Below are 23,053 nucleotides of genomic sequence, written 5' to 3'. Positions count from 1 at the left end.
TCGTTACTCCGTCAGGCTGGTGTCCAGCAGGATGCCGATCGCAATCTCTTTCGGGCTGGCATACGGCCGGGCTGTGATGAAAATTTGCACCTTGACGCTGTTCAGCCAAGTGATCACGACGTCGCCGTCGCGTGGTGGCTTCACTTCGCCAGGGAACTGCACGCCGTTAATCTGGGAAGAGATCGCCATCTCCCGCAGTGGCCGGCTGAAGTAGGTCTGGTGCGCGGCGATGCTGCTGTCCGACGAATTCAGCGAACGGTCGGCAATTTTGGGGATTGCCAGCAGACGGACGCGGCGCGCGGCTTTATCAACGGTGCGCAGATACTCGATCACGACATAATCACCGCCTTCGACGTCCAGCGTCAGGCCGTCAGACCAATAAACGCCGTCATAGTCGGCGTACCACATCGGCACGCTGTAGCGGTTCGCGTTCAGTGCCTGCAGTACAGACAGATCCAACGCGACGCCGGCGCCATCGACAGGCTGGTCGTCACTGCCCAAGTCAACCAGTGCGCCGGTGCGCACGCGGGCAGGGCTGTCGGCAATGGTCACGGCACGGTTACACAGCCGGCCGGCCAGCACGCCCGGTTCATTCCCCCACAGCCGCGGAACCAGCTGGACGCTGGGGCCGGCAATGCCATTTTGCAGCGTTGCCAGTCGTGTGCTGTACTGCGCCCAGGTTTCTTCTGCAGTCGGGCCGCCAACTGACAAGATCGTCCAGCACCAGCGGCTGTACTTGCTGACCAGGTCAGTGCGCAGCGTTACCGCGGCGTTAATGTCTGCTTTATCGTTGGTGTCGATGCACAGCACCACACCTTCAACGGAGGCGGTTTTCTGGGCGTCCAGTACCGCAGCAACCCAGTTAGCGGTTTCGGCGGCGTCAGCGGCCAAAATCGCCACGTAAGCAAACCAGTTGCTGCCGGCATTGCGGCGGGCGGCGGCAATATTGCTTTTCAGTACGCTGTCAGCATCACCCAATACCGTATCCAGATTGGTGCTGCTGTTCAGTGACTGCAGCGTCCCGGCGTTGGTCGTTCCGACGCCGACGAACAGAACGACGCGCTCAATTTCTGTCGGTGCGCCCTGGTATTGGTTCAGCTGGTTAATTTCAACACTCGGCCAGGTCATAGTTTCCCCTTGATATCCTGTGCTTTGATGTCCCAGCCGAACCCGATGCCTTGCAGCTGGCGGGCCAGGATCCTGTTAAAGTCATCATCACTCACGCCGAGGAATACACGGCTTGGGATGTCGATCGTCCATGTGTTTTTACGGGCCTTGCGGCTCAGCTTTTTAATCAGATAGCCGGCCTGTTTCATGGACATTTCTGCAGTGATGTAACTGACCGCCGGCTTCACCCATTTGCCGTTCCACCACACCTTGAACCCCAGATCACGCAGGCGCTTGGCCTGGCGGCGTGTAGCTGTCTTGCCTTCCTGGCTGGGCTGGTTCCGATAGTTCGCCGCATTGACGGTGATCTGTGCGCCGCCCTGGTGTACGGCCCCGATAACACCGGCCGGCATACGACGTGCGCCGTTGCTGTAATTGCCGCCATGCAGGTAAATCCTGACGGCTTCACGCTCTGGCATATCGCGTACTTTCAGCAGCTTCGGCAGTTGCCGCAGCATTTTGCGGCGTCCGTGCTTGCGGGGTGCCCATGCGCTGCCGTCTGGCGCTTGCTGATTGCGTGCGTGGCGCTTTGACGCGGGGATAATGCCGCGCTTGGCAATACGCCATAGCAGCCGTTGCCGCTTGGCCTTGGGGAAATCGACATCCCTTAGTGCCTGCTTGAGTGCGCGCAGCTGGCTTTTGCTCAGTTCGCCGTTAACGATTGTCGCCATCTTTTACCGGTGCCCCTTCAACATCCGCCCCAAAAATGACCGCCTGTTCGGCATGGTCGTAAGTCGCATTGACGACGCTCCATTTCTGGCCGTCCAATGGGATGATCCCGTCCTCGTCTGGAACGATGAACACCTCGTCAACCAGCGGCACGGTAATGGTGATCAGCGCAGTCTCTTCGTCGTAGGGTTCTATCTCGATGTCTGGTTCGGACAGGTTCAAGTCGCTGCGTAGCTCGTTGGCTCCCTCTTCCAGCCAGGCCGCGACCAGGGCGTGCAATATCGCCGGGTCAAACACGCGATACGGCAACTTGTCCCATTCCAGCACGCCGTCATAAGTCGTAATGCTGATGCGGCGCTGTCCTTTGCCGATGTTTTTCATCGCCGGGATCAGCTTCTGGTTGTCCATCCAGCTGGCGGTGATTTTCACCCGTGGCGGCAAGCAGTTATCAATAAAGGCTGTCAGCTCGCTTAACTGGCTCATGACAGTGACACCGTTGCGCGGCCCAGACCGAGGATGGCACGCACTGCCTGGCTGGCCTCGGTCAGCAGCGCACCACGGGCGAACGATTCGGCGACGTCGCTGCTGGTGCCTTCCGGCGCGTTACCGGTGCCCAGCCTGCTCAGGCTGGTCACTTCGCCCAGCAGGTCGGCTTTCGCTATCGCATAAACGGCCTTTTTGTATTGCGCGGTGGTCTGGTTTTCACTCGCAACGCGTGCGCCTGGCAAGTCAGCGGCTTTCTGGTAACCCTCCGCGCGTTTGTCAGCCTCGAACGCCTTCAGCCGGCGGTTAATGTCGCCAATGGCGGACAGTACCGCCTGGATCGCCGTGTCTCCCTGCAGCTGCGGCGGGACTTTGCGCTGTAGCTGAAACTCGCCCAGGTTCAGATCGGGCCAGAAGCTGCCCGGCCCTTGCTCGATGGCGACGTCCTGATAGCTCAGGCTCTTACCGCTAAATCCGAGTGAACTCACACCTCACCCCCAGTTAAAGAAGCGGGCTGACCAGCATCCACGGCGCTAGACACCTCGCCGGTATCGCCCTCCGCTGCGCCCACTCCGCCGTGCGGCAGTCGTTTATTCAGCGCCCGCAGGCGCATCTCTATTTTTTCGCGTAGTGTTTTCACCCCGACAGGTGGGTGATAGGCATATGCCTGCGCCAGTAGGTCATCAGCCGCCTGCAAAACGCTGGCGTCTTCAATGGCAGACGGCAGCGGCCGACCGTTGCTATCGCGCAGCAGCAGCAGGGCGGCGAACTTAAACCACTTCGCGTTAATCTCTTCGTGAAGCCGCCACTTTTCGCGCACGCACTCGAACACGCGGGAAAAATACGGCTCTACACTGTGGCCGGCTTCGGCTTCCTGCTCGGCCCAGGCCAGCACCGTGTCAGCAACAAAGGCCGACAGGGTGCGTTTTACGTTGCCCGGCGTGGGCTGATGTTGCTCGATGGCAATGTCTGCCCACGTCAGCGCCTGGTCAAAGTCGCCCACGTCGAACAGCCAGATCACGCAGTACCCAAACACCGGGTTAGTGTATTGCTCGCCGCTGCTGAGGTAGCTTTCCACCGTGGGCCGCCACTTCGGCAGCAGCTTGCGGCGCTTCATGTCTACCCGGTCACGGATTGTCGGCAGCGCGCGGAGCCGTTCGACGTCCTGCTGCAGCTCGCGCAACTGGATGTGCAGGCTGTCAGGGTTGGCGCTGAGCGCCTGCCCCTGGCTTAACGCTTGCTTGGCGGCAATCCGGGCGTTGTGCCGCAGACCGGGAGACAGGCTCATAGTTAACCCTCAGCCGGTGGGGTGACGGCTTCCTCGCCCACGATGGTGACGGCAGACTCATCGATCGCGCCGTACAGCTCGCGATAGCCCAGGGCGTATCCCTCATTGCGCAGGTACTTGTTTTCGTACTGCGCGCGGTCTTCGACAAACTCAACCTTGCGCTGACGCGTGTTGCGCTGGGTCAATACCTGCAGGTTGGCCGGAATGGTGACCGCTAAGCGCTTGCCAGGCATAAACGGCGGGATGGCAGAACGACGGCCAGCGACGGAATCGGCCAGCAGCTGCGCGGCGATTTTTTCTGTTGGCTTGTCGGCTTTGCCGTACAGGCGGAATTGCTCAGCAGCAACCAGGTCAGCGCCAACCATGATCGTAAGGCGTGGATCATTACGGAATTCCTGCGGAATTTTGGTGTTGATGATGTCTGACGCCGCGGCGTCCAGTGATTTGTAATCCCCGCTCGGGCCGATAGTGACCGGGTCGGTGATGATCTGTGAACCGCCGTTGAACTCTTTGGCAATCTGGTGCCAGCCTTTGTTCACGTCCTGGCCCAGCGGGTTTTTGTCCGGGTTAGTCGTAGCGGCCACGCTGGTGCCGTTGAAGCCGATGCGCAGGATATCCAGCGAGAAGGCTTGCATGGTGAACGCGTTAACCAGCTGCATGAACTCGCCAGCGTCGCCACTGTTCGCCCAGTTCGACAGGGTTTCCCAGTCCAGATCGACCGCGGAGTCGGTTTTCGCCAGGGTATAGGTGTTGCCGTCAACGCCGATATTGCGGTGGAAGCGTCCATTTTGAGAACGGCCGGTATGCAGGCGAGACGCGCCCACATCGACAACCTGGCCGCTCATCTGATCCACGTCTTTCATGGTGATGAACTGCAGGAAGTCGAGCGACTCCTGCAGCGCCTTGCGGATGGCGGTTTCCATCGGCGGGGTGACTGCGTAATACTTGTTGCGGTCAGCGGTTTCCGGCTGGCCGAGATTTTTAAACAGCGTGCTGTAATAGGCGTCCATCGCCTGGCGGGCGCTATCGCTCAACACCGATAATTGTTGTGACATACTTTAATTTCCTCTTTCCCGCCGCGGTCAGCAGCGTAGTAATCGATACGACGACGCTTAAACGATCATCGCGGCGGCGGAGTTTTCTTTTTCGCCGGGGTTTGCTGTTGGCAATTTGCTGAATGTTTCATCCAGCTTTTTAAACTTCGGCAGCAGATCAGGCAGAGAACTAAACAACTGCTTGGCGTCTTCCGACTCCAACAGTTTTTTAATGTCGGAAAATTGCGATTTAATACCGCTGACTTCGCTCGCCAAATTTTTAGCCGCCTCAACGTCTGCGCTCATTTGGCTGAATTGATTTTCCAGTGATGCAACGGCTTCCGCCAATTTGCCGATAGCTTCGTCAGAGAATTTATTTTTATTCTCCGGCGTTGGTTCAGGCGTTGGCTCTGGCGTTGGTTCAGGATCTTTCATGCCAAACAGCGTGCGCCAATTTTTTTCACCAGACATATCTTTATCTCCCGGCCGTTCTGTGACCATATTGATGACAAGCGGCACCGGAGCGCCGTAGACAGATTTTTTTTCTTTATCAGCACTGAAACGAATACGCGTGGTGCCGACGCTGGCCGGCGAGTCTGTGACCGCCAAGCCTTCCAGGTAGCATTTGCCGGTGCCGCGGAAATCAGGCTCCGGCTCAATAGAGGAAAACAGCAACTGACCGCGGCGGTTGGTGTAAATCAGATCGTCGCTGGGGCAAAGCCTGGCATACAGTTTTGTGATGCCGTCTTCATTGCCGGTCTGCAGTGCCAACACTTCGCCGGAGTTGCCCCAGTAGCGTTCGTGGTTAGGCCAAATGAGCGCGGTGTGTAACTCCGGGTCATAGGTTTCGGCCATTTCAGTTAACCAGGCTTCTGGGATCTCTCGCCCGTCAACGGTTTCGCCAGCCGTGGCAATGCAAATCCAGTCTGTCATTAAATGCGATGATGGGCGGGGCATGAGTGTTATCCGTTATTGTTCTGCTGAAAAATAAAATGTAAGGCGAGTATTACGGATAAAATAAAGCGCGGCGAATAGTTTACTTCCGATATATTCGGATATAAGGCATTAGCCGAATAAACCCGAACATTAATTATCACCCGCATATAAGTTGCCCTGCATAATGCAATGCATGGCTATATATCCCGAATCAATCAGAAAGGTGGCGCGTTCGCTTTATTTAAAAAGCTGGACACCCAAAGAAATTGCCGCCGAACTTAAATTAACATCTGCCCGCATTGTTTATCATTGGGCGGAGAAGTACGGCTGGTCGGAATTACTGGTCGAAGAAAGTATCGAGGATTGCATCCAGCGCCGGATCCGGACGCTGACCCATCGCGATAAGAAAAACGATCTCGAAATGCAGGAGCTTGACCGGCTGATCGAGCATCACGTCAAGTTAATTGCTCAACGCAATAAGCACGCCGAAAAGTTAGCAGCGGCGACAGCTGCTGCGTCGCGTGGTGGCGACGGAAGCATCGGCTTTATTGCGGCCGGCGACGATGATACCGGCGGACGGAAGGGCAAACGGCGCGGCGGCAAGAATGACGTCAGCGTCATGACCAAAGAACGCTTTGACGAATTCGCCGATAACCAGCTGTTGGACTATCAAAAGACGCTACGCGCCAACAAGCATCAGTCTATCCGCAACCTGCTTAAATCCCGTCAGATTGGCGCGACCTGGTATTTTTCCTGGGAAGCGCTGGAAGACGCGGCGCTGACTGGCGACAACCAGATTTTTGTGTCGGCGTCTCGCCGCCAGGCTGAAATCTTCCGGCGCTATATCGTCAAGTTTGCCCGTGAAATGTTTGACGTCACGCTGACCGGCAACCCGATCACGCTCAGCAACGGCGCAAGCCTGATTTTCCTGTCAACCAACGCCAACACTGCGCAGGGTGAAACCGGACATTTCTATTGTGATGAATATTTCTGGGTGCCGAAATTCCAGGTATTCAAGGATGTGACCAGCGCGATCGCCACACACGACAAGTGGCGGCGGACGTTCTTCTCTACGCCCAGCGCCAAGACGCACGACGGCTACCCGTTCTGGACTGGCGACGAATGGAAAGGCAGCGACAAGAAGCGGCAGGCGCTCAAATTCCCGGACTTTGACGAGCTGCGCGACGGTGGGCGGCTGTGTCCTGACGGCCAGTGGCGGTATGTTGTCACGCTGGTCGACGCCTGCGCCGGCGGTTTGGACAAATATGTCACGCTTGAGCGGGTACGCAACGAACACAGCGTTGACGCGTTCAACTTGCTTTACATGTGCATCTTTGTTGATAGCGGTGACAGCGTCTTCAAATTCGACATGTTGGCGCGCTGCGAAGTGGATCCCGCCACCTGGCAAGACTTCAACCCGAAAGCCAAGCGGCCGTTTGGTGATAGGGAAGTGTGGGGCGGTTTTGACCCGGCGCGCAGCGGCGATACATCAACGTTTGTCGTAGTGGCTCCGCCGCTGTATGACGGCGAACGGTTCCGCGTGCTGGAAACCCATCACTGGCAGGGGCTTAGCTTCAAGTACCAGGCCGAGCAGATCAAAAAAATCATGCAGCGCTACCGCATGACCTACATCGGCATCGACGTGACCGGCATCGGCCGCGGTGTCTATGAGCGCGTCCAGTCGTTCGCGCCGCGTGAAGTGCGCGACATCCACTACAGCGCGGAAAGCAAAACCCGGCTGGTCTTGAAAATGGTGGACCTGGTCGAAGGCGACCGCATCGAGTGGGATGCCGAAAAACGCGGCATTGCCGGCAGCTTCCTGGCCATCCGCAAAAGCGTCACCAAAAGCGGCAACGCACTGACCTTTGTCGCCGAACGCAGCGCCGAAACCGGCCACGCGGACGTTTTCTTTGCCATTTCCCACGCGGCAATCAATGAACCCCTCAACTTTGATACCCGGCGTAAATCTACCTGGGCATTCTCACAGGCGGCAGCATGAGCAAAAAGAAAAAGAAACCGGCGCAGACTAACGCCTATTCGGCCGGCGCTGGCCTTCCTATCCCTGGCGACCGCAGCACGATTTTCATCGGGCCGCCGGAACTGGTGCTGACCAGTGGCACCGACTATCAGGAAATTTGGTATGACGATAGCTATGACTATTGGACACCGCCGATCAACCGCCTGGCGCTGGCGCGATTGCCTAATGCCAACGCGCAGCACGATGGGGTGATCTACGCCCGAAAAAACATGGTGATGTCTGATTACCTGGGCGGCGGCCTGACGCGCGACCAACTGGGCGGCCTGGTGTTTGACTGGCTGCTGTTCGGTGATGCGCCGCTGCTGAAAGTGCGTAACGGGTGGGGGCAGGTCGTTGCCCTGGCTCCGCTGCCGTCCATGTATTTGCGGCGCCGCAAAACGGGTGAGTTTGTCATTTTGCAGAAGGGCCAGCCGCTGATTTACCCGGAGTCTGAAATCATCTTCCTGAAGCAATACGATCCGCAGCAGCAAGTTTATGGTTTGCCCGACTATATCGGCGGCATCAACAGCGCGCTATTAAACAGTGAAGCCACGGTCTTTCGTCGCCGTTACTACGCCAACGGCGCGCACGTTGGCGGCATTCTCTACACCACCGATCAAAACCTGTCCGACGAGCTGGAGCAGGAAATCAAGAAGAAGATCGAAAGCACCAAGGGGCTGGGTAACTTCCGCAACATGTTTATTAACATCCCCGGCGGTGACAAAGAGGGCGTGAAATTTATCCCCGTGGGGGACATCAGCGCCAAAGACGAGTTTAGCAACGTGAAAAACATCAGTGCGCAGGACGTGTTGACGTCTCACCGCTTCCCGGCCGGTCTGGCCGGCATCATCCCCCAGAACACCGCCGGCCTGGGTGACCCGGACAAAGCACGGGAAACCTACCGCAAAGACGAAGTGATCCCCGTCCAACGCATGCTCAGTGAGGCCGTTGCCGCTGATCCCGAAGTGCCGGCGCGCTTACACATCAAATTCGACCTTTCAACACCTGCAGGGGAATAACAATGGCTGATGAATCGCTGCCAACCAAACGTATTAGTGAATTACCCGGCGCGCCGGCGCTGAATAACACTGACATTTTTCCGCTTTCACGCGTAGTCAGTGACGACGTTTTCGAAACGCAAAGCGCATCGCTGCGCATGCTGTGCGACTTCCTGTTCCGGCAATCCGGCCCGATGCAACTGTCGCCTGACGCCATCCTTGAGGTGGTGACCGCCAACGGTGTACGGCCGTTCGTTATCCGTGAAGAGGACGGCGCGACGCTGTTTGAAATGGTTGCCAAGCTGGTGACCGGCGATGATGGCCTGAAGTTTGGCGGCTCATTGTTTGATAATCACGCCCCTGATGGCTGGGTGTGGCTGATTTATACCGCTAACGGTGTCGTTGTTGCCGGCGCGAAAGAAGACGGCAGCACCGTAGGACTGGGTGGCGGCAGTAGCGGGCAAGCCGGTGGCATTACGCCGGGCGATACCGCGGCGGGCTATGACGATATCCGCGACTACACCGGTGACGCTACCGCGCGCGATGTCGTCGGGGCGCGCATTGGCGGGCGTTTTGTTGTCTATCCCGACCTGACGGATGACGACGACGGCGGCGGCGTTCTGGTGGGCGCTGACGGCCGGCGCTGGGTTCGGCAAACTGACTATGTGAGTTATGACATGTTCGGCGCACCGCGGATCCCCGACGCGATTTATGAGCAGTATGCCGAGCTGTCGAGAAACGGCGAGGAAGCTGCAGCACAGTCATTGCTGGCTGATATTGTGCCAGCAGACGAGGCGATCGCTCGCTGTCACGCCTTTGCCAACCGCTACGGCCTGCCCGTGGTGCAGAACGCGGGGGCGTTTCTCTGGGTGGGCGCGGAGTGGATTGTCCGCACGCCGTGCAACCTGGCCGGCTGCACCGTGGTTACCTGCAACCGTAGCGGCACCAACGAAACGCGCTGGGGCCGGGTTGACGGTGTCGATGATGGCTCACCGGAACCGATGTATATGTATCGCATTCAGGGCAAAAGCCGCATCGATTTTACTGCTGACGAGCTGGCCGATCTCAATGCCAACTATGCGCAGCACATCAAAAAAGGCAGCGCATACCTGCCGATGCCGAAGCTGTATCCGTACCGCGGCGGCCTGTTCGGTTACATATCTTCCGCTGTGGAGCTGTACCGCGGCGGCAACCAGGTAAACCCACGCACACAGGTAAAGTTCCGCGATTTTTCGCGCATTGGCCGCAATGGTGCGCTGTCTGACCAGCTGGTGAAGAACACGCCGGCCGGCACGATCTCTGAAGCCTGGATCCAGCCCAAGGAAAACGCCTGGCTCACCTTCACGCCGCCGGCGTTCTGCGAGGCTGGCAACGGCCGGAAGTTCGTCAATATTGAGATTGAGCGCTCAATGGTAACGGTGAATGATCTGGTGCTGGGCAACTGGGCGAGCGGTAACGTTGAATCTCGCGTCGTGGTCGGTGCCTATGGCGTCAGCGATATTCGGCTGAACAATGCCACGGCGGAATGCATGCCAAACGACGTCGGCGGCGCTTATGCCATTTGCCTTCGTAACAGCATTGAGGCACACGTCACCGGCTATTACGGCTTGTACGGCTGGGGGTTCCAAGGACACCACGGCGTTAAACGTCTGTTTATCGATCGCTCCGTCATGAATCGGTTCGACTTCCATTCATTCGGCTACGACGTGAACATCAGCCGCACGCTGTTTAAAGGCAAGCAAATTTACCTGCAGGGCGGTGGCAAGTACACGTTTGACGACAACACCTTCGTTGTGACTCAGTATTCCGTTGAGCAGGCAGGCGGCACGCTGGAATATCGCCAGGGCTACATGATTGCCATGCGTGAAGATTACGCCGGTGACTGCGAATGTAATTTGACCGTGCGTGACCAGGTGATCCGTTTCGACAGTAACATCGATAAAGCCTGGGCTAAGGGGGTGCTGTCGTTTGACGTGGTACTGATGAACTCCGGCGACGCGGTAAATTATGGTGTTACGACGAAAACGCCACACACCATTACTGGCGAAAATATCACGTTCGACCTGGAAGGCTCTCAGGCGTCGCTGCCGGATAACTTTGCGTTCACGTTCTGCCGGGCGTACCGCTCACGATACAGCACCTATAACCGCACCTATTTGCCGTCGCTGGTCAGTATTCGCGGGATGACCGCCATCAACGTGCCGGAAGAGAAGAATGCGGCAATGGCCGTTTTCCGAATCGGTGCAGACCTGGCGAGTAACCCCTACGGCAGCCGCCAGAAACTGCGGCCGGACGGTACAAACGCGCGGATCATCGGCGAGAACGTTATCAGCGTTATCAATAACCCAGTGATTGCCGCCAATGCCTGCCCGATGGTGTACCTACCAGGAAAAACCACGGACTGGGACAAAACCGTCGATGGCACGACGTACCGCCAAAGCCCTTACGCGTGGGTGCCAAAGGTGACGCTGATTAACTGCGACCCGGTGATCATCAACGCCGCCGGCGCGCGGGCAACGTTCGACATTCACGGCGGATTACTGGCGCGCTACGACGTCGGCGATACCGGTAACCGCTGCCGCATCACTGGGGCGGATATCCAGCTTTACCCTGATGCCACTGGCGCAACCTACTTCACCAGCAGCAATGTGCGGACCGCAAATTGTGACTGGTTAGACCCTGCAGCCGGGGCGACCTATGACGGAACATTGGCAGGCGTGGGAAATGAAAACCGCGGCACGCCAGAACACTCACCTAATATTGAAGGTAAATAATATGGCCGGTAATGGCGTTCGTTTATTCGCAAACAAAATCATTCGCTACAACGACTGGAACCGGATGTATGTGCCGATCCAGTCTAAATTACAGACGTTGTCACCGCTGCCGGCGATCGGCAGCCTTGACCTGCTCAACCCGTTGGACAACAGTGGTAACGGGTTCGAGGTTAAACAGGGCGGGGCGACAATCAACTATTGGGGCCTGCACTATGAGAGCGGGGCGAAACCGTCGGCCACGACGCTCACCAAGCCAGGCCAGGGCGCGGTGTCGTTTCTTACCGCCTTTCGCTTCGCGTCGCTGAACCGCTATACCAATATCTTCAGCTGTCGCAATGAGACGGCCGGCGAGGGGCACGGGTTTAACCTGTACTGGAGCGGCGATCTCCTGATGGGTTTTGCTTATCCGTCGGGTGAGGTGCGCAATATCAGCGGCGGCGATGTCGCACAGCCGGAGCTGAACAAATGGTATGTTGCCGCCGGCACATTTGACCCCGTCAACCGCAAAGCCAGCGTGTTGTTCAGCGAGCTGGGGCTGCGGTTCGGTGACCTGGGCGATAATATTGCCGCCGATCAGACGCTCAGCACCCCATTACATATCGGCGGCGGGCCAGAAGGAAAGACCACGTCGTCTATGCATGGCGATGTAGCCTTCACTGCGGTCTACGATGGCGCGTTCTCGGTAGAACAGCGTACGGCAATGATTGATGTCGGGCTGGAAGTCCTTGCCGATCGAGGGCTGCGCTAAATAGCTGACGACCTCCAGATCGGTTAAACTATGACAAACGGCCGATCTGGGGGAAGTAGTGATGTCACGTAATCTGAAAGTTATCTGTACTGAGTGCGGCGCGCCGGCAACGGTCAGCAAAACCAACCGCAAAACACCGCAGTTTGCCGATCTGTACTGCCAATGCAGTGACGTCGAGTGCGGCCACACTTTCGTGATGAATATGACGTTCTCGCACACCCTTAGCCCCAGCGCCCGCGGTGGCCGTGGTTTGGTCAAATCGCTGCTGAGCTTATTGCGGCCGGAAGATAAACAGATAGCCCTCGATTTGTTGCAGGGGCAACCAGGATAAATATGATGAATGGCTTTTTTGTCTTCTAATTAGGTGTACGGAAAAACCTTCCACGTTAAGCGATTGCAGATGCAGGGCGAGAAGCTAGCGGTGCTGTCTGACAACCCAACGTATGAAAAATGGTACGTAATTGACACAACGCAAGATCAGTTCTACGTTATGGGTAAAGCGCTGATCCATGAGTCGCTGAAGTACAACAAGCTCTGATTGCCCAGTGGCCGGAAGAGACTTTTAGCTAAGGAGATGGCATGTCAGTTTACATGTATGTGGCAATCCCAATGTTTTGTGTTGCGGCACTAATGTTCTATCTGGCGCGAAAGAGGCGCGAGAAGAACTTTCTGATTCCGGGGCTTGCCATGCTTGTGGCGGGCTTCGTGAACGCAGTGCTTGGATTGGCTTTAGGTTAGCGGGCGGAGTGTAGTGGTCAACAAAAACTGGCCACGGCTTTAGAGTTTTTCCAGAACAATCTTTCTGATTCATTCGGCGTCAAACCACCATTATATTGATGGGGTCTGAGCTGGCTGTAATATCCTGTGATGTAATTCGTTATTGCCGTGCTGGCTTGGCTAAAATTCGTGTAGCCATTATCCGGTACCCACTCTGTTTTCAGGCTTCTGAAGAACCGTTCCATTGGGCTGTTATCCCAGCAATTTCCCCGGCGACTCAGGCTTTGTTTTATCTGATATCTCCACAGTAACTGTCTGAAATTCCTGCTGGTATAGTGGCTGCCTTGATCCGAGTGATACAGTAAATTAGCCGGCTTTCCTCGCGCTTCCCAGGCCATGGACAGCGCTTTAGCTGTCAGTGCAGAATCCGGGAAAAATGACATAGCCCAGCCAACCGGTTTACGGGAAAACAGATCAAGCACTACGGCCAAATAAGCCCAGCGTTTACCCGTCCAGATATAAGTCACATCACCGCACCAGACCTGATTAGGCTCGGTTACAGCAAACTGGCGTTCCAGATAATTGGGGATCTCAACGTGTTCCTTAGACGCCTTCTTATACCTATGACCAGGCTGCTGACAGCTGATGAGATGAAGCTCTTTCATCAGCTTTGTTGCCCGCCAGCGGCTAAGTTTTACACCTTTGGTGGTGACCATCGCGGCAATGCTTCGCGCTCCTGCTGAGCCGTTACTTTCGCGATAAACTTCACGCACAAGGCTCAGTAATGCCACTCTCGTGGCGTCAGGCTTCCTGGGCTGCCGCCAGTATTTATAACTGCTGCGATGAACCCCAAACACGTTGCACACAACGGCAACAGGAAACCGCGCCCTGAGTTTTTCAACTAATGAGAATTGTTCAGGGAGTCTGACATCAAGAGTGCGGTAGCCTTTTTTAATATATCCCTTTCAATTTCAATGCGTTGAAGTCTTTTCTTTAGCTCACGTATTTCAATCTGCTCAGGTGTCATGGGTGAAGCAGTGGGTGATTTTCCCGCTCGCTCTTCTTTCAGTTGTCGAACCCATTTGTCCATTGTGGATTTGCCGACGTTCATTGCCGTAGCAGCGGCGGCAACGGTGTAATGCTGATCGAGTACAAGCTGGGCAGCTTCGAGGCGAAACTCGGGGCTAAAATTGCGTCTGTTACGTCCGGTCATAATGTCACCTGTTTTAACTGTGAGGTGATGATATCACCTCTATTCAGGTGGCCAAATTCAGTGTGCCACTACAATCAAGCGTCTGACCCGAAAAACAATCTGCTTCTCACGCTCGATTGAGTTGCATGAAAAAGTCATTGGGGCGTTCATTGAAAAATACATGTTCTACTAATTGGATGCACCACCGGAAAAAGATTTGTGATGGATGATATTTTAACCTCTGCAGGTTTATCACTATATATCAAGAAGTAGAACCATGACCAATTATATATAATGAATGAGATTGTTATATAAGAGAGAGGCCCTGTTATTCTCTCCTTTGCTGCATTAATAATTCCACTCAATTCTTCATTCATAACCTAACCCTAATGTGACTATTGGTTGCCATTATATATGGCTATCCTTTTTTAAAGCAAATACACGCCCCATGATAGTGCTACATTTTTCGGCATAGCTGGCTGGCAGTTCTCTTAGTGCTCCATCGGCTGCCACATGCCACCTCTTACCTGCAAGCATCAGCTCCTTACCTTCTGACAGCTTTCGAATCTCTATATCACTTAGTTGCAATCCAATCGAATAAGCAAAGTCGGCGATTTTTACTTCCCGCTCTGTCTGCATATTCGGTTCTTGTGGCGCAGCTGCGTGCCGGCGTCGTGATTTTTTCGCCTCCGCTATTAACCTTTCATTCAGCGCCCGCCGCTCTTTGCGCGTCATGCGCTCAAAGTCATCTATTTTCGGCCAGCTGGCACAGCTGTTTTTGTCTATATCTCCAGGTGCGCTAACGGAATTACTGCCCTGTCTGTCTGCTGCCTGCGGTGCTTCGCGTACAGTTATTGACAGAACTCCGAGGGGCGGCGGGGCCGCCTGAAGGTCAACGGCCAACCCCGGATCGGCGACAATGGGCACAATCTTGTAGGTGTTCATGCGGGTGAAAATGGCGGCCTCTTCGCCGGCAAAGGGCGAGTAGACGCCGACGATTTTGCTGATGTCGTCGCCGTAGTCGTTGCCGTTCTCTGTGATGTCGTATCGGATGCGCACGCGGATGTTTCGGCGCTCGACCAGCGGGCCACCCTGGGCGCTGGTATATCCGGCCCAGTCCCCTTCATCTGCGGCGTTATGCGCTGGCGAGATTTCAGGGTAGAGGAAGGACAGGTCACGGTCGCGCAGCCGGCGCAGTTCGCGATAAACCGTTACCGGCGCGCCACCGATCTGCTGAAACTGGCGTATGCGCCAGCGAGAAGCCCAGGCGTTTACGCGCTTGGCGATGTCCTTTAACGGCTGGCCCGTGTCAGTGTCCAGTTCGTCGTCAAGCGCGTAGCCGTCAATATTCTTGCTGATGTATTTCGCGATGTAGCCCGTTGCGCTGCCGAACTTCTCATCGATCGCTTTTACCGTGAAGCGGTACTCCTCCGCGCCCGGCTCGTCGCCATCGACCTGCAGCGCATAGCGTCTGAATATGTCGCGAGCCTGCTCGACGCGTTCTGGCTTGAGAAATAGCAGCAGATGCCAATGGGGTGTTTCGTCATGATGCGGCTCGGTAACGCGGAACCCGAACACGCGAATGCCGGCACGCTTCCAGCTGGCGCGAACTTTTGACCAGACTTTGCAGAGATAGCGCTGCGTTTCCCGCGGGCTGGCCCCTTGGTATTTGTTGTTGCGGTGGCCGGTCTTGGCCCGCATCGCGTGGTACTTTGATGGGGCGGTCAGCGTGTAAAACTCGCCGGCCAAGCCCTCGACTTTCGCCAGGTCTTCGAACCCTCGCATGCGGTTCATCAACTCGCACCGGCGCACGGCCGGGTTAGCGACGCTTCCGTCAACTTTATCGACCAGGGAAATGCGTTCCCCGGTTTCCTGGTCTTCGAGTTCCATTGCTTTGATGAACTCGCGATTTGCTTTCTTCTGCGCGTGCCATTCTTTCAGGCATGGATCGCTGCAGTATGGCGTCGCCTTATCGCTGACGTAGCCAGCGGCAATCATCAGGTGTTCGCGCCACTGGTCATGGAGGCGGCGCAAGCGGCGCAACCACCATGCCGGTGATTCGAGGCGGGCGAAGGCGCGCAAGGCGTCCTCTGCGGTTAAGCTGCAGGCGCAATAATAAGCCCAGCCCGGCGCTGACATATTCAGGTGCGAAACCAGGTAACCGATCCGCCCGTAGGCATAGATAATCGCGTGTTCAATATCGCCGTGGGTTTCGTTCTGGTTCTTGAACAGGCTCATGTATTCGGCCGACATCAGATCGGCGAGGCGGGAGGCCAGCCGTTTGAGGTCTTTTTTGCCGTAATAAGGGATGCGGAAAAAATCGTCGCGGAATGGGAGCAGCGCCGGCGGCACCTGGTCAACCTGGTATTGCTCGTTGACTGCATCGATACGGGGTAGGACGTGGCGCTCAAATGTATTCAGCAGCCACTTATTGCCGGCTGTTCTGCCCTTGCTGCTTTCTATCTTGTCCAGGCGCGCGGCGTAATATCGGCGGATGTACTGTGGCAGGGATGCCAGGCGACGGCGCAGGCGCTTGGCTGCTGGGTCGGCGACGGTGAACTGGCCGGCAATGTCAAACAGCTGGACGCGGGCATTCTCACCAGTATGGTCGGTGACGTTGAACAACTGGAAGGATGCCGGCGTATCGCCGCGAGCAGTCAGCACGGCGTCGCGCTTGGCGTTCCAGGAATATGCGTATTCAGTCGCAACAACGCCGCTGCCCGTGTAGGGCGGCGGCGGGGTAGGAGCCATACGGCCTCGGGTGTTTTGTGTCATGTACCGTTGCCGTTATTAGTAAAAATAGTTTTTCAGTGAGGCGAATGGGATCTCCATTTTTTCCGCAACCAGTTTCAAATTCATCCCAGAGCTGTGTAGCTGGCGAGCCATCTCAATATCTGCCTCTGGATACTTTCGGCCGTGGTATGCGTCGCCGCGCTTCCTCATTTCAACCCCAATAATGGCCGCACGATGACTGATGGCCCCTGCCGTTCTGCCGAGCAAATGGCCGATCTGTTTTGCTGTCATGGTGCTGGCATGGTCTTTTAAGGTCTTATCTTCTGCGCTGCTCCATCGTTTCATGCTGACGCCCTCATGGTTGCGATGATTTCCCGCGCAGGCTGGCGGCCGGTTGCTTTGCAGCTGATGGCGCGCGGCGCGGTGATCTGGGTGATTTTGAAATCGCTGTACATATCCAGTGTTTCGTCGGTCAGGCTGTTGGATGCGACAACGTGGCAACCCCTGCGGGCGGCGCGGCGTAGTGCGTCAGCAAGCCGGCGCTGGTCGTCCAGGGAAAAGCCCGCGGTGTGGTAGTTGGTGAAGTCGGCGGTTTTAGACGTCGGCACGTAGGGCGGATCGCAATAAATGACGTCGCCGGCGTTTGCCATTTCTAGGCACTCGTCAAAGTCGAGGCATAAAAACAGCGCTTTGTCTGCGCGTTCTGCGAACGCCCGGATCTCAGCCTGGGGAAGATAGGGCGCTTTGTACTTGCCGTATGGCACGTTGAAGCCGCCGGCGCTGTTATACCGACACATGCCGTTATAACCGTGGCGGTTCAGGTATAAAAACAACACTGCGCGATAGAATGGGTTACTGCTTTTGTTGAAGGCTTCCCGCAGCTGGTAATAGGAAACCGGGTTATTTTCATCACGAAACAGCGCCGCGGCATAGCTGATAAAGCGGCCGGGGTTGCGCTTTATCGTGTTGAACATGTTAATCAGATCGCCGTTGATGTCGCCGAGCAGATAGTTTTGATAGTCGGTGTTCATAAACACCGTGGCCGAACCGGTGAACGGTTCAACCAGGCGTTTGCCGGCGGGCAGGTGTTTACGTAGCGTGTTGATGATGCCGGCTTTGCCGCCGGCCCATTTAAGTGGTGAGCGGATCATTTATTCCGCTCCTTTGTGGTCAGGTTGTCGGCTGTTTTCTCCAGCCAGTCAACGAACGACACATCGGCGGCCGCCCCTTTCATGAAAGCGAGCGCTAGTCCGAGGCACTTCTCTAATTTCTGCTCTTTCTCTTTGGCCTGCTGCAACAGTGTCGCTTGCTCCCCCAACAGGCGTTCTTGTGCTGCAATGATGTCCTGATCTGCGTTTTCGGCACCGAACGGGATATCGTCAATCTTGATTAAATCGACAATGCGCAGGAAATCATCTTCAGAAAATGGCACGGGGCTTGGGTGTGCCTCGTTACAGGCGTTAACAATGGAAATGACGCCGGCTTTATATTGCTCAAGATGCTCGATGCGACGGCGCTGCGTCGCGTTTTCCGTTTCCAGTTCATGAATATGCTGGTCGGTATGACGGAACTTGACTTTAAAATTATTGTTGGATTTCTGCTGGCATTGGATGATTTGTTTAGCGCGAACAACGGCGTTATAGACACGCGGCTCCCAGGCGGCCGCCTCTGCAGCATGGTCTAATTCGTCCATGATGCGGGTGACGGGTTCAGGGTAACTTTTGCCGGCCATTGTTTTGATGACGCCCAGTGTTGTCAGGCAGTCGGAAAGTGCGCGGTGTGGTGTTCCTTCAATGATAACGCCCTGCTGTGCGGCGGCGTTGGTCAGCTTCTGCCATTTGTACCCGCCGCGGTTTCCTTTCTGGCCGTAAAACTCGGCATAGGCCAACATCGCGCAATGTGACGGGATATTGATCGCCCCAATCATGTTGGTAATTTCGCAAGACTGCTTAATCAGACGGATGTCATAGTCCGCGTTGTAAATAACGATCTCGCGGCCAGCAATGATATGGGCAACCTGATGAACAAAAACAAAAGGCCATGAGTGTGCAGAAGCCACCATCTCATTAGTGATGCCATGAATTTTTGTGGCTTCTACGGGGATTGGTTTGGATGGCTTCACCAGCGTATCAACCAGGACGTTGCCCGCGCAGTCGATGATGCTGATTTCCACGATCTCGGCATCGTCACCCAGGCCGGTGGTTTCGGTGTCCAGGATCAGGAAGTTTTTATCTAACCAATGCTTTGCGCTTTGTTGTGGGGTCATTGTGATGTTCTCCGTTAGTCGTAGTTGTGTTGTTCAGGTGGCAATTCTTTGCTGGCTTTGGTGAGGCGAAAAGCCAGCCAGGCCAGCAGAGCGATCCAGATAGCCCCGGTGGCAATTGAGGCGTAGACGGCAAATGTCGTTAGCATGGCGTTACCTTTTTTGGGCATGAGCAAACCCCGGCGCATATAAATGCACCTGTGATCACTCTGCTGGGTTAAATAAGAATCAGGCTAATTAGTCGCAGTCACCGATATTGACGTGTATCGGTATTTGCCCGCTCAGACGCTTGAGGGCTTCTATACCGCGAAACACCGCCCGGCGTTCGCTGCGGCTCATTTCCTCAAATGACATATCGATGTGCCTTGCGGTCAACGTTGCACGGCTTTCGGTATTACCGAGGGTGCAAACGGCTTTTTTCTCACTGCGCGTCAGTCGGTCATAGAAAACGGCCGTAGCATTCACGCGCTTGGCCTGGGCAAGCAGCTGCTTGGCGTTAACAAGGAATTTCCCAACGGATTCTCGTTGCTGAGTTGTCATTGTCATTGCGTCACCTTGGTGGTTGCCCATTTGAAAACACACCTACATGGATGCGTTTACAGATAGGGCCGGGCTTCCCCGGCTAAGCAAAAATTCCCATCAAGCGCGCGAACCAACGCGGGCGAGGGCGGGACATAAACGGTTTGCGCATGCCAGGGATAAACTGCACATCGGTAGCCCGTGGCTGAAAGTGGCGGCCGTCCGGGGTTTCAATCCAGCCGCGTTGGTGGCGGCGGTGGGTGATCTGCTGGCCGTTGGTCAGCATTGCGGCCAGTGATGGGCAGTGAGTCATTTCCATGTTGGTGATACCTCTTCGATTACTTCGGGAAAAAATTCCGGCTGTGTGCCGCATCGTTTCCAAATTACAGCGCGGTCGCGCAGTTTGATGGCCTCGTTACTTGCTGCGTAACCAGCGGCCAGCGCCAGATCAAGAAGACGATCGGCGGCCCACTCGATTTCAGACGGTGAATGCGCAGGGCTGGCGTGTTGCTGGCGCATCTCGTACATGCGGATCACGCGGTTGGCCGCGGCGTAGAACGGGGCGTTCATTGGAATGCCGCCGCTTTTTCCAGACAGCCATTACTCGCGGCGAGGCTCATTGCGTAATACGCAACCATGTTTACCTGCATGAGTTCGCGACGGTTTGGATCGATGCGTGGCATAAGAGGCAAATAGTTTCTGCGAGCATCGCTCTGAACCTGGCCCAGGGGCATATTGAAGAAATCAGCGAATTCTTTCAGCGTCATGCGTGGCTTGATGCCGTTCTTTGTGATGTATTCGAGCGCCATTTCCTGCGCGATTCTTTCAGTGACGGTGGTCGCCTTAGCCACACGGGCGCTAACACCGTGCAATTTGCGTCGATTAACTTCGCTTGCCTTTCTTTGTGCTGTAGCTGACATGCGTTATCCTCGCTGGATCAACTTAAATTCATTTCAATACCACTAAATAATCCTCAATTGAGGATGTTGGTGGTGAGGATAATCTTCAGGAGAGGATGATGTCAAGCGGGTACGGTGAAAAACTGAAGCAAATGCGAAACGCAGAGAAGTTAACCCAGCCGGAATTAGCTGAACTTACAGGGGTAAGTCTTGGCGCTATTAGAAATTATGAGACGGGGCAGCGCGAAGTAGGGTTGATCGTTTTAGACAAAATTATCAAACATCCTCGTTTTGAGAAGTACACGATGTGGTTAATGACAGGAAAAGCAATGCCGGAGGTGGGACAGATCTGTCCGGCTCTCTCCCCTAATGGGCAAGACGGCATATCCAACAACCAAAACGGCCAGAAGGTTGGTTAACTGTCTATAAAATTTACTTAAGTTGGGGCAAAGGGGGCATTGCTCATGAAAAATACTTTTGGTGATTGGGTTAAGAGCGGTCGATAAAAGATGGGTATCAGCAAACTTGACTCTGGGCAGTATCTTGTTGATGTCCGTCCTCAGGGGCGTGATGGGAAGCGCATACGTAAAAAATTTGAGACCAAGGCAGAGGCCCAGCAGTACGAACGCTGGGTCATAGCTACCCAGCATAATAAGGGGTGGCTTGATAAGCCAAAAGACCGACGGCCTTTTTCTGAGCTGATAGAACTTTGGTGGCTGCATTATGGGCAGACCTTAAAAGCAGGGCGCTGCACGTATTTGGCTTTGCATGCATTTGACCGCTATATGAAACACCCACGGGCCGATCAGATAACTCATGAACTGTTTGCAGATTATCGGGCTGCACGCCTGACGGAAGGCATTAGCCCCAGGACGATCAACAATGCCCAGATTCGTGTTAGTGGAGTTTTTACGAAGCTGACCGAACTGGGTAAGTGTCATGGCGACAACCCGATGAAAGGTCTGAAGCGAGCAAAAACGAAGAACTCTGAAATGGCGTTTTTAACGACACATCAGATCGCTTTGTTTTTACAGCAGGCACATCCTGATGATCTGTTAGGGATTCGGCTTGCGCTTGCTACTGGTGCGCGATTTGGCGAGGTCATAAGTTTACAGGCTGAGCATGTTGTAAAAAATCGCGTGACCTATATCGATACAAAGAATGGCAAGGATAGAACCGTCCCAATATCCAGCAGCCTCTACCGTGAGATCAAAGGGGCAATAACGGAACGTCGTGTTTTCCCTCAGTTGCACTATGAGCGGGTACGAAACCAATTAAAAAAGATGTTCCCGGACTTACCTTATGGGCAGGCCACACATGTATTTCGGCATACGTTCGGTTCTCATTTTATGATGAACGGCGGGAATATCTTGGCCCTGCAGAAGATTCTAAATAGCTGCGCCTAATACCGCTCCACTTTTGCCAGGCCATGTTTTCCTCCGGGGAATGGGCTGGCGGTTTCCATAAAATGCCGTACCTTTTTCAGCAGTTGCCACATTGAACGGCATTGATGGTTGCGCGTTATCGTGTTGTGCAACGCCTGCCATAACCGCTCAACGTGATTCACCCACGGCGAGTAAACCGGCTGATAAATCACCCTGAACTTCGGGTTCTCCTTCAGCCAGCGCTGGGTTTCCCGGCTTTTGTGGATAATGTAGTTGTCCACGATCAGCGTGATGGTTTTCGCCCGCCGGTACGTCGCTTTAAGCCGCTTCAGCAGGCTGATGAACAGCGCCGAACTTTTGCTGTTGCCGCCCACGTAGCTGACTTTGCCCGTGCCGCAGTGCAGTGCTCCGGCCAGATAGTATTTTTCGTTCTGTCCCGGCGTCACCACGCGTTTTTGCTGCCCGCGTAGCTGCCAGTCCGCACCGATTTTGGGATTAAGATGGATATCCACCTCATCTTCATAAAATACCGGATGCTCTGCGCTGCATTCGTCCAGTGCTTTGTGGATTGCCGCCATCTTTTCATCCTTATGCGGGTCACGGATACGCAGAGTTGGCGCGGCCCTGCGCCATACCATCCCGGCCGATGGCAGCCAGCGGCGAAGGGTCCCGGCATGTAACTGACATCCGGTTATCTCATTGATTTTTATTGCCAGCAATTCGGTACTCCAGCGTGAACGCTGATAGCCAAAATCACCGGGAGTGTGTTTTATCAACTCACGTAATAACGTGCAGATATGCTCAAAAGGCCAGCGACGGGAACGCCCTGCGGGGAGTGATTTGAGGCCTTCAACACCTGACTGCGTGAACCAGTTAATCCAGCGTCCGACGGAGGAACGGGCACAGCAGAGCGTTCTGGCAACGTCGATGACGCGGTCACCCCGATGTAGCATCAGCATGGCAGTCAGCCTGCGGGCATAATTTTTATCGTGCGTTTTATGGATTGCTTTCTGCATCAGGCGTCGTTCGTCACGGGGAATAGGTGCTATGATCGGCATCGCTCAGTCCGGTTAGTGATTTGGGATATTCAGCGATTGATCAGATCGCACAATCCGGACTGAGTTCCCTCAAAGTGATCTACTATTCCGCGCAGCTATTTAGGGCACGCGACCATTGAACAAACTATGACCTATGCGCATTTCGCGCCGGACTATCTGCTCGATGCCGTCAG

General features: G+C 55.2%; 26 protein-coding genes and 2 pseudogenes. 10 read left to right on the top strand and 18 right to left on the bottom strand.

Features of this window, described 5'->3' with window-relative positions; genetic code table 11:
• Positions 1-3: 3 nt before the first annotated feature.
• Genes CLM71_RS14840 through CLM71_RS14810 form a run of 7 tightly spaced genes read right to left on the bottom strand, consistent with a single transcriptional unit; the run spans position 4 to position 5,574 of the window.
• Complete coding sequence (locus CLM71_RS14840) at positions 4-1,128, bottom strand: DUF2586 domain-containing protein (protein WP_105231702.1); 1,125 nt, start codon at positions 1,126-1,128, stop codon at positions 4-6.
• The gene (locus tag CLM71_RS14835; protein ID WP_105231701.1) at positions 1,125-1,838 is read right to left on the bottom strand and encodes a phage virion morphogenesis protein; all 714 of its coding nucleotides are present in this window, start codon (positions 1,836-1,838) and stop codon (positions 1,125-1,127) included. The genes CLM71_RS14840 and CLM71_RS14835 overlap by 4 nt, the downstream gene beginning before the upstream one ends.
• Positions 1,822-2,319: a phage tail protein gene (locus tag CLM71_RS14830; protein WP_105231700.1), complete on the bottom strand. Its 498-nt coding sequence runs from the start codon at positions 2,317-2,319 to the stop codon at positions 1,822-1,824. Before CLM71_RS14830 ends, CLM71_RS14835 begins: the two co-directional genes overlap by 17 nt.
• A complete protein-coding gene (locus CLM71_RS14825) occupies positions 2,316-2,807 on the bottom strand; it encodes a head completion/stabilization protein (RefSeq protein WP_234008583.1) in 492 nt (163 codons plus the stop codon). Before CLM71_RS14825 ends, CLM71_RS14830 begins: the two co-directional genes overlap by 4 nt.
• Entirely contained in the window at positions 2,804-3,607 is an 804-nt protein-coding gene (locus CLM71_RS14820) for a terminase endonuclease subunit (protein ID WP_105231699.1), read from the bottom strand. The genes CLM71_RS14825 and CLM71_RS14820 overlap by 4 nt, the downstream gene beginning before the upstream one ends.
• Before the next feature lie 2 nt (positions 3,608-3,609).
• Positions 3,610-4,662 (bottom strand): phage major capsid protein, P2 family, encoded by a 1,053-nt coding sequence (locus CLM71_RS14815; protein WP_105231698.1) that lies wholly within the window; start codon positions 4,660-4,662, stop codon positions 3,610-3,612.
• 57 nt (positions 4,663-4,719) lie between these two features.
• Positions 4,720-5,574, bottom strand: a complete 855-nt coding sequence (locus CLM71_RS14810; protein ID WP_158684821.1) for a GPO family capsid scaffolding protein — start codon at positions 5,572-5,574, stop codon at positions 4,720-4,722.
• 196 nt (positions 5,575-5,770) lie between these two features.
• Between CLM71_RS14810 and CLM71_RS14805 the strand changes: the two genes are divergently transcribed.
• From CLM71_RS14805 to CLM71_RS24000, 7 genes and pseudogenes are all read left to right on the top strand, one after another.
• Positions 5,771-7,576 (top strand): terminase large subunit domain-containing protein, encoded by a 1,806-nt coding sequence (locus CLM71_RS14805; protein ID WP_105231696.1) that lies wholly within the window; start codon positions 5,771-5,773, stop codon positions 7,574-7,576.
• On the top strand, positions 7,573-8,613 hold the full coding sequence (locus CLM71_RS14800; protein ID WP_105231695.1) for a phage portal protein: 1,041 nt from the start codon (positions 7,573-7,575) through the stop codon (positions 8,611-8,613). The genes CLM71_RS14805 and CLM71_RS14800 overlap by 4 nt, the downstream gene beginning before the upstream one ends.
• Before the next feature lie 2 nt (positions 8,614-8,615).
• Positions 8,616-11,366, top strand: coding sequence for a hypothetical protein (locus tag CLM71_RS24300; protein WP_234008582.1), 2,751 nt, complete (start codon positions 8,616-8,618; stop codon positions 11,364-11,366).
• Positions 11,317-12,114, top strand: a complete 798-nt coding sequence (locus CLM71_RS14790) for a LamG domain-containing protein (RefSeq protein WP_234008581.1) — start codon at positions 11,317-11,319, stop codon at positions 12,112-12,114. Before CLM71_RS24300 ends, CLM71_RS14790 begins: the two co-directional genes overlap by 50 nt.
• A gap of 61 nt (positions 12,115-12,175) precedes the next feature.
• The gene (locus CLM71_RS14785) at positions 12,176-12,445 is read left to right on the top strand and encodes an ogr/Delta-like zinc finger family protein (protein WP_105231693.1); all 270 of its coding nucleotides are present in this window, start codon (positions 12,176-12,178) and stop codon (positions 12,443-12,445) included.
• A gap of 33 nt (positions 12,446-12,478) precedes the next feature.
• Positions 12,479-12,652, top strand: a pseudogene (locus CLM71_RS24295) (S24 family peptidase); the annotation flags it as partial.
• Positions 12,653-12,693: 41 nt separating this feature from the next.
• Positions 12,694-12,852, top strand: a complete 159-nt coding sequence (locus tag CLM71_RS24000; RefSeq protein ID WP_158684820.1) for a hypothetical protein — start codon at positions 12,694-12,696, stop codon at positions 12,850-12,852.
• Between the two features lie 17 nt (positions 12,853-12,869).
• Here CLM71_RS24000 and CLM71_RS14775 read toward each other — a convergent pair.
• A protein-coding gene (locus CLM71_RS14775; protein ID WP_105231692.1) for an IS3 family transposase occupies positions 12,870-14,044 on the bottom strand; the annotation gives its coding sequence in 2 pieces (ribosomal slippage) (positions 12,870-13,786 and positions 13,786-14,044; 1,176 coding nt in all).
• A 67-nt stretch (positions 14,045-14,111) separates the two neighbouring features.
• Here CLM71_RS14775 and CLM71_RS14770 point away from each other — a divergent pair.
• A pseudogene (locus CLM71_RS14770) lies at positions 14,112-14,216 on the top strand (IS1 family transposase); the annotation flags it as partial.
• Positions 14,217-14,431: 215 nt separating this feature from the next.
• Here CLM71_RS14770 and CLM71_RS14760 read toward each other — a convergent pair.
• The 9 genes from CLM71_RS14760 to CLM71_RS14725 all read right to left on the bottom strand — a co-directional run bounded on the left by CLM71_RS14760 (position 14,432) and on the right by CLM71_RS14725 (position 20,458).
• The gene (locus CLM71_RS14760; RefSeq protein WP_325964495.1) at positions 14,432-16,798 is read right to left on the bottom strand and encodes a replication endonuclease; all 2,367 of its coding nucleotides are present in this window, start codon (positions 16,796-16,798) and stop codon (positions 14,432-14,434) included.
• A gap of 15 nt (positions 16,799-16,813) precedes the next feature.
• Complete coding sequence (locus CLM71_RS14755; RefSeq protein WP_105231690.1) at positions 16,814-17,101, bottom strand: DNA-binding protein; 288 nt, start codon at positions 17,099-17,101, stop codon at positions 16,814-16,816.
• Positions 17,098-17,907 (bottom strand): Dam family site-specific DNA-(adenine-N6)-methyltransferase, encoded by an 810-nt coding sequence (locus CLM71_RS14750; RefSeq protein ID WP_105231689.1) that lies wholly within the window; start codon positions 17,905-17,907, stop codon positions 17,098-17,100. Before CLM71_RS14750 ends, CLM71_RS14755 begins: the two co-directional genes overlap by 4 nt.
• On the bottom strand, positions 17,904-19,022 hold the full coding sequence (locus CLM71_RS24460) for a 3'-5' exonuclease (protein WP_105231688.1): 1,119 nt from the start codon (positions 19,020-19,022) through the stop codon (positions 17,904-17,906). Before CLM71_RS24460 ends, CLM71_RS14750 begins: the two co-directional genes overlap by 4 nt.
• A 14-nt stretch (positions 19,023-19,036) precedes the next feature.
• Complete coding sequence (locus tag CLM71_RS24370; protein WP_255414252.1) at positions 19,037-19,168, bottom strand: hypothetical protein; 132 nt, start codon at positions 19,166-19,168, stop codon at positions 19,037-19,039.
• Positions 19,169-19,256: 88 nt separating this feature from the next.
• The gene (locus CLM71_RS14740; protein ID WP_105231687.1) at positions 19,257-19,565 is read right to left on the bottom strand and encodes a hypothetical protein; all 309 of its coding nucleotides are present in this window, start codon (positions 19,563-19,565) and stop codon (positions 19,257-19,259) included.
• A 76-nt stretch (positions 19,566-19,641) separates the two neighbouring features.
• Complete coding sequence (locus CLM71_RS14735; RefSeq protein WP_105231686.1) at positions 19,642-19,857, bottom strand: phage filamentation protein Fil family protein; 216 nt, start codon at positions 19,855-19,857, stop codon at positions 19,642-19,644.
• A complete protein-coding gene (locus CLM71_RS14730) occupies positions 19,848-20,108 on the bottom strand; it encodes a hypothetical protein (protein ID WP_105231685.1) in 261 nt (86 codons plus the stop codon). Before CLM71_RS14730 ends, CLM71_RS14735 begins: the two co-directional genes overlap by 10 nt.
• Entirely contained in the window at positions 20,105-20,458 is a 354-nt protein-coding gene (locus tag CLM71_RS14725) for a hypothetical protein (RefSeq protein WP_105231684.1), read from the bottom strand. Before CLM71_RS14725 ends, CLM71_RS14730 begins: the two co-directional genes overlap by 4 nt.
• A gap of 95 nt (positions 20,459-20,553) precedes the next feature.
• Between CLM71_RS14725 and CLM71_RS14720 the strand changes: the two genes are divergently transcribed.
• Entirely contained in the window at positions 20,554-20,856 is a 303-nt protein-coding gene (locus CLM71_RS14720) for a helix-turn-helix transcriptional regulator (RefSeq protein WP_325964492.1), read from the top strand.
• Between the two features lie 90 nt (positions 20,857-20,946).
• A complete protein-coding gene (locus CLM71_RS14715) occupies positions 20,947-21,843 on the top strand; it encodes a tyrosine-type recombinase/integrase (RefSeq protein ID WP_105231682.1) in 897 nt (298 codons plus the stop codon).
• Here CLM71_RS14715 and CLM71_RS14710 read toward each other — a convergent pair.
• Entirely contained in the window at positions 21,840-22,880 is a 1,041-nt protein-coding gene (locus tag CLM71_RS14710) for an IS630 family transposase (protein WP_004966524.1), read from the bottom strand. The genes CLM71_RS14715 and CLM71_RS14710 overlap by 4 nt on opposite strands.
• Between the last annotated feature and the right edge of the window lie 173 nt (positions 22,881-23,053).

Source organism: Serratia sp. MYb239, from assembly GCF_002966855.1.
Lineage (GTDB): Bacteria > Pseudomonadota > Gammaproteobacteria > Enterobacterales > Enterobacteriaceae > Serratia_B > Serratia_B rhizosphaerae.
Note: the sequence above shows the minus strand (reverse complement) of the source record. Positions and strands in the feature narration are given on the sequence as shown.

What these genes read in the sequence shown, in the direction of transcription:
- CLM71_RS14790 (WP_234008581.1), top strand. Translation starts at nt 11,317, where the DNA reads ATGAAAACCGCGGCACGCCAGAACACTCACCTAATATTGAAGGTAAAT.
- CLM71_RS24300 (WP_234008582.1), top strand. Translation starts at nt 8,616, where the DNA reads ATGGCTGATGAATCGCTGCCAACCAAACGTATTAGTGAATTACCCGGC.
- CLM71_RS14730 (WP_105231685.1), bottom strand. Translation starts at nt 20,108, where the DNA reads ATGAACGCCCCGTTCTACGCCGCGGCCAACCGCGTGATCCGCATGTAC.
- CLM71_RS24000 (WP_158684820.1), top strand. Translation starts at nt 12,694, where the DNA reads ATGTCAGTTTACATGTATGTGGCAATCCCAATGTTTTGTGTTGCGGCA.
- CLM71_RS14720 (WP_325964492.1), top strand. Translation starts at nt 20,554, where the DNA reads ATGATGTCAAGCGGGTACGGTGAAAAACTGAAGCAAATGCGAAACGCA.
- CLM71_RS14800 (WP_105231695.1), top strand. Translation starts at nt 7,573, where the DNA reads ATGAGCAAAAAGAAAAAGAAACCGGCGCAGACTAACGCCTATTCGGCC.
- CLM71_RS14760 (WP_325964495.1), bottom strand. Translation starts at nt 16,798, where the DNA reads ATGACACAAAACACCCGAGGCCGTATGGCTCCTACCCCGCCGCCGCCC.
- CLM71_RS14840 (WP_105231702.1), bottom strand. Translation starts at nt 1,128, where the DNA reads ATGACCTGGCCGAGTGTTGAAATTAACCAGCTGAACCAATACCAGGGC.
- CLM71_RS14785 (WP_105231693.1), top strand. Translation starts at nt 12,176, where the DNA reads ATGTCACGTAATCTGAAAGTTATCTGTACTGAGTGCGGCGCGCCGGCA.
- CLM71_RS14820 (WP_105231699.1), bottom strand. Translation starts at nt 3,607, where the DNA reads ATGAGCCTGTCTCCCGGTCTGCGGCACAACGCCCGGATTGCCGCCAAG.
- CLM71_RS14735 (WP_105231686.1), bottom strand. Translation starts at nt 19,857, where the DNA reads ATGGAAATGACTCACTGCCCATCACTGGCCGCAATGCTGACCAACGGC.
- CLM71_RS24460 (WP_105231688.1), bottom strand. Translation starts at nt 19,022, where the DNA reads ATGACCCCACAACAAAGCGCAAAGCATTGGTTAGATAAAAACTTCCTG.
- CLM71_RS14835 (WP_105231701.1), bottom strand. Translation starts at nt 1,838, where the DNA reads ATGGCGACAATCGTTAACGGCGAACTGAGCAAAAGCCAGCTGCGCGCA.
- CLM71_RS14725 (WP_105231684.1), bottom strand. Translation starts at nt 20,458, where the DNA reads ATGTCAGCTACAGCACAAAGAAAGGCAAGCGAAGTTAATCGACGCAAA.
- CLM71_RS14810 (WP_158684821.1), bottom strand. Translation starts at nt 5,574, where the DNA reads ATGACAGACTGGATTTGCATTGCCACGGCTGGCGAAACCGTTGACGGG.
- CLM71_RS14715 (WP_105231682.1), top strand. Translation starts at nt 20,947, where the DNA reads ATGGGTATCAGCAAACTTGACTCTGGGCAGTATCTTGTTGATGTCCGT.
- CLM71_RS14710 (WP_004966524.1), bottom strand. Translation starts at nt 22,880, where the DNA reads ATGCCGATCATAGCACCTATTCCCCGTGACGAACGACGCCTGATGCAG.
- CLM71_RS14740 (WP_105231687.1), bottom strand. Translation starts at nt 19,565, where the DNA reads ATGACAATGACAACTCAGCAACGAGAATCCGTTGGGAAATTCCTTGTT.
- CLM71_RS14755 (WP_105231690.1), bottom strand. Translation starts at nt 17,101, where the DNA reads ATGAAACGATGGAGCAGCGCAGAAGATAAGACCTTAAAAGACCATGCC.
- CLM71_RS14750 (WP_105231689.1), bottom strand. Translation starts at nt 17,907, where the DNA reads ATGATCCGCTCACCACTTAAATGGGCCGGCGGCAAAGCCGGCATCATC.
- CLM71_RS24370 (WP_255414252.1), bottom strand. Translation starts at nt 19,168, where the DNA reads ATGCTAACGACATTTGCCGTCTACGCCTCAATTGCCACCGGGGCTATC.
- CLM71_RS14805 (WP_105231696.1), top strand. Translation starts at nt 5,771, where the DNA reads ATGGCTATATATCCCGAATCAATCAGAAAGGTGGCGCGTTCGCTTTAT.
- CLM71_RS14815 (WP_105231698.1), bottom strand. Translation starts at nt 4,662, where the DNA reads ATGTCACAACAATTATCGGTGTTGAGCGATAGCGCCCGCCAGGCGATG.
- CLM71_RS14830 (WP_105231700.1), bottom strand. Translation starts at nt 2,319, where the DNA reads ATGAGCCAGTTAAGCGAGCTGACAGCCTTTATTGATAACTGCTTGCCG.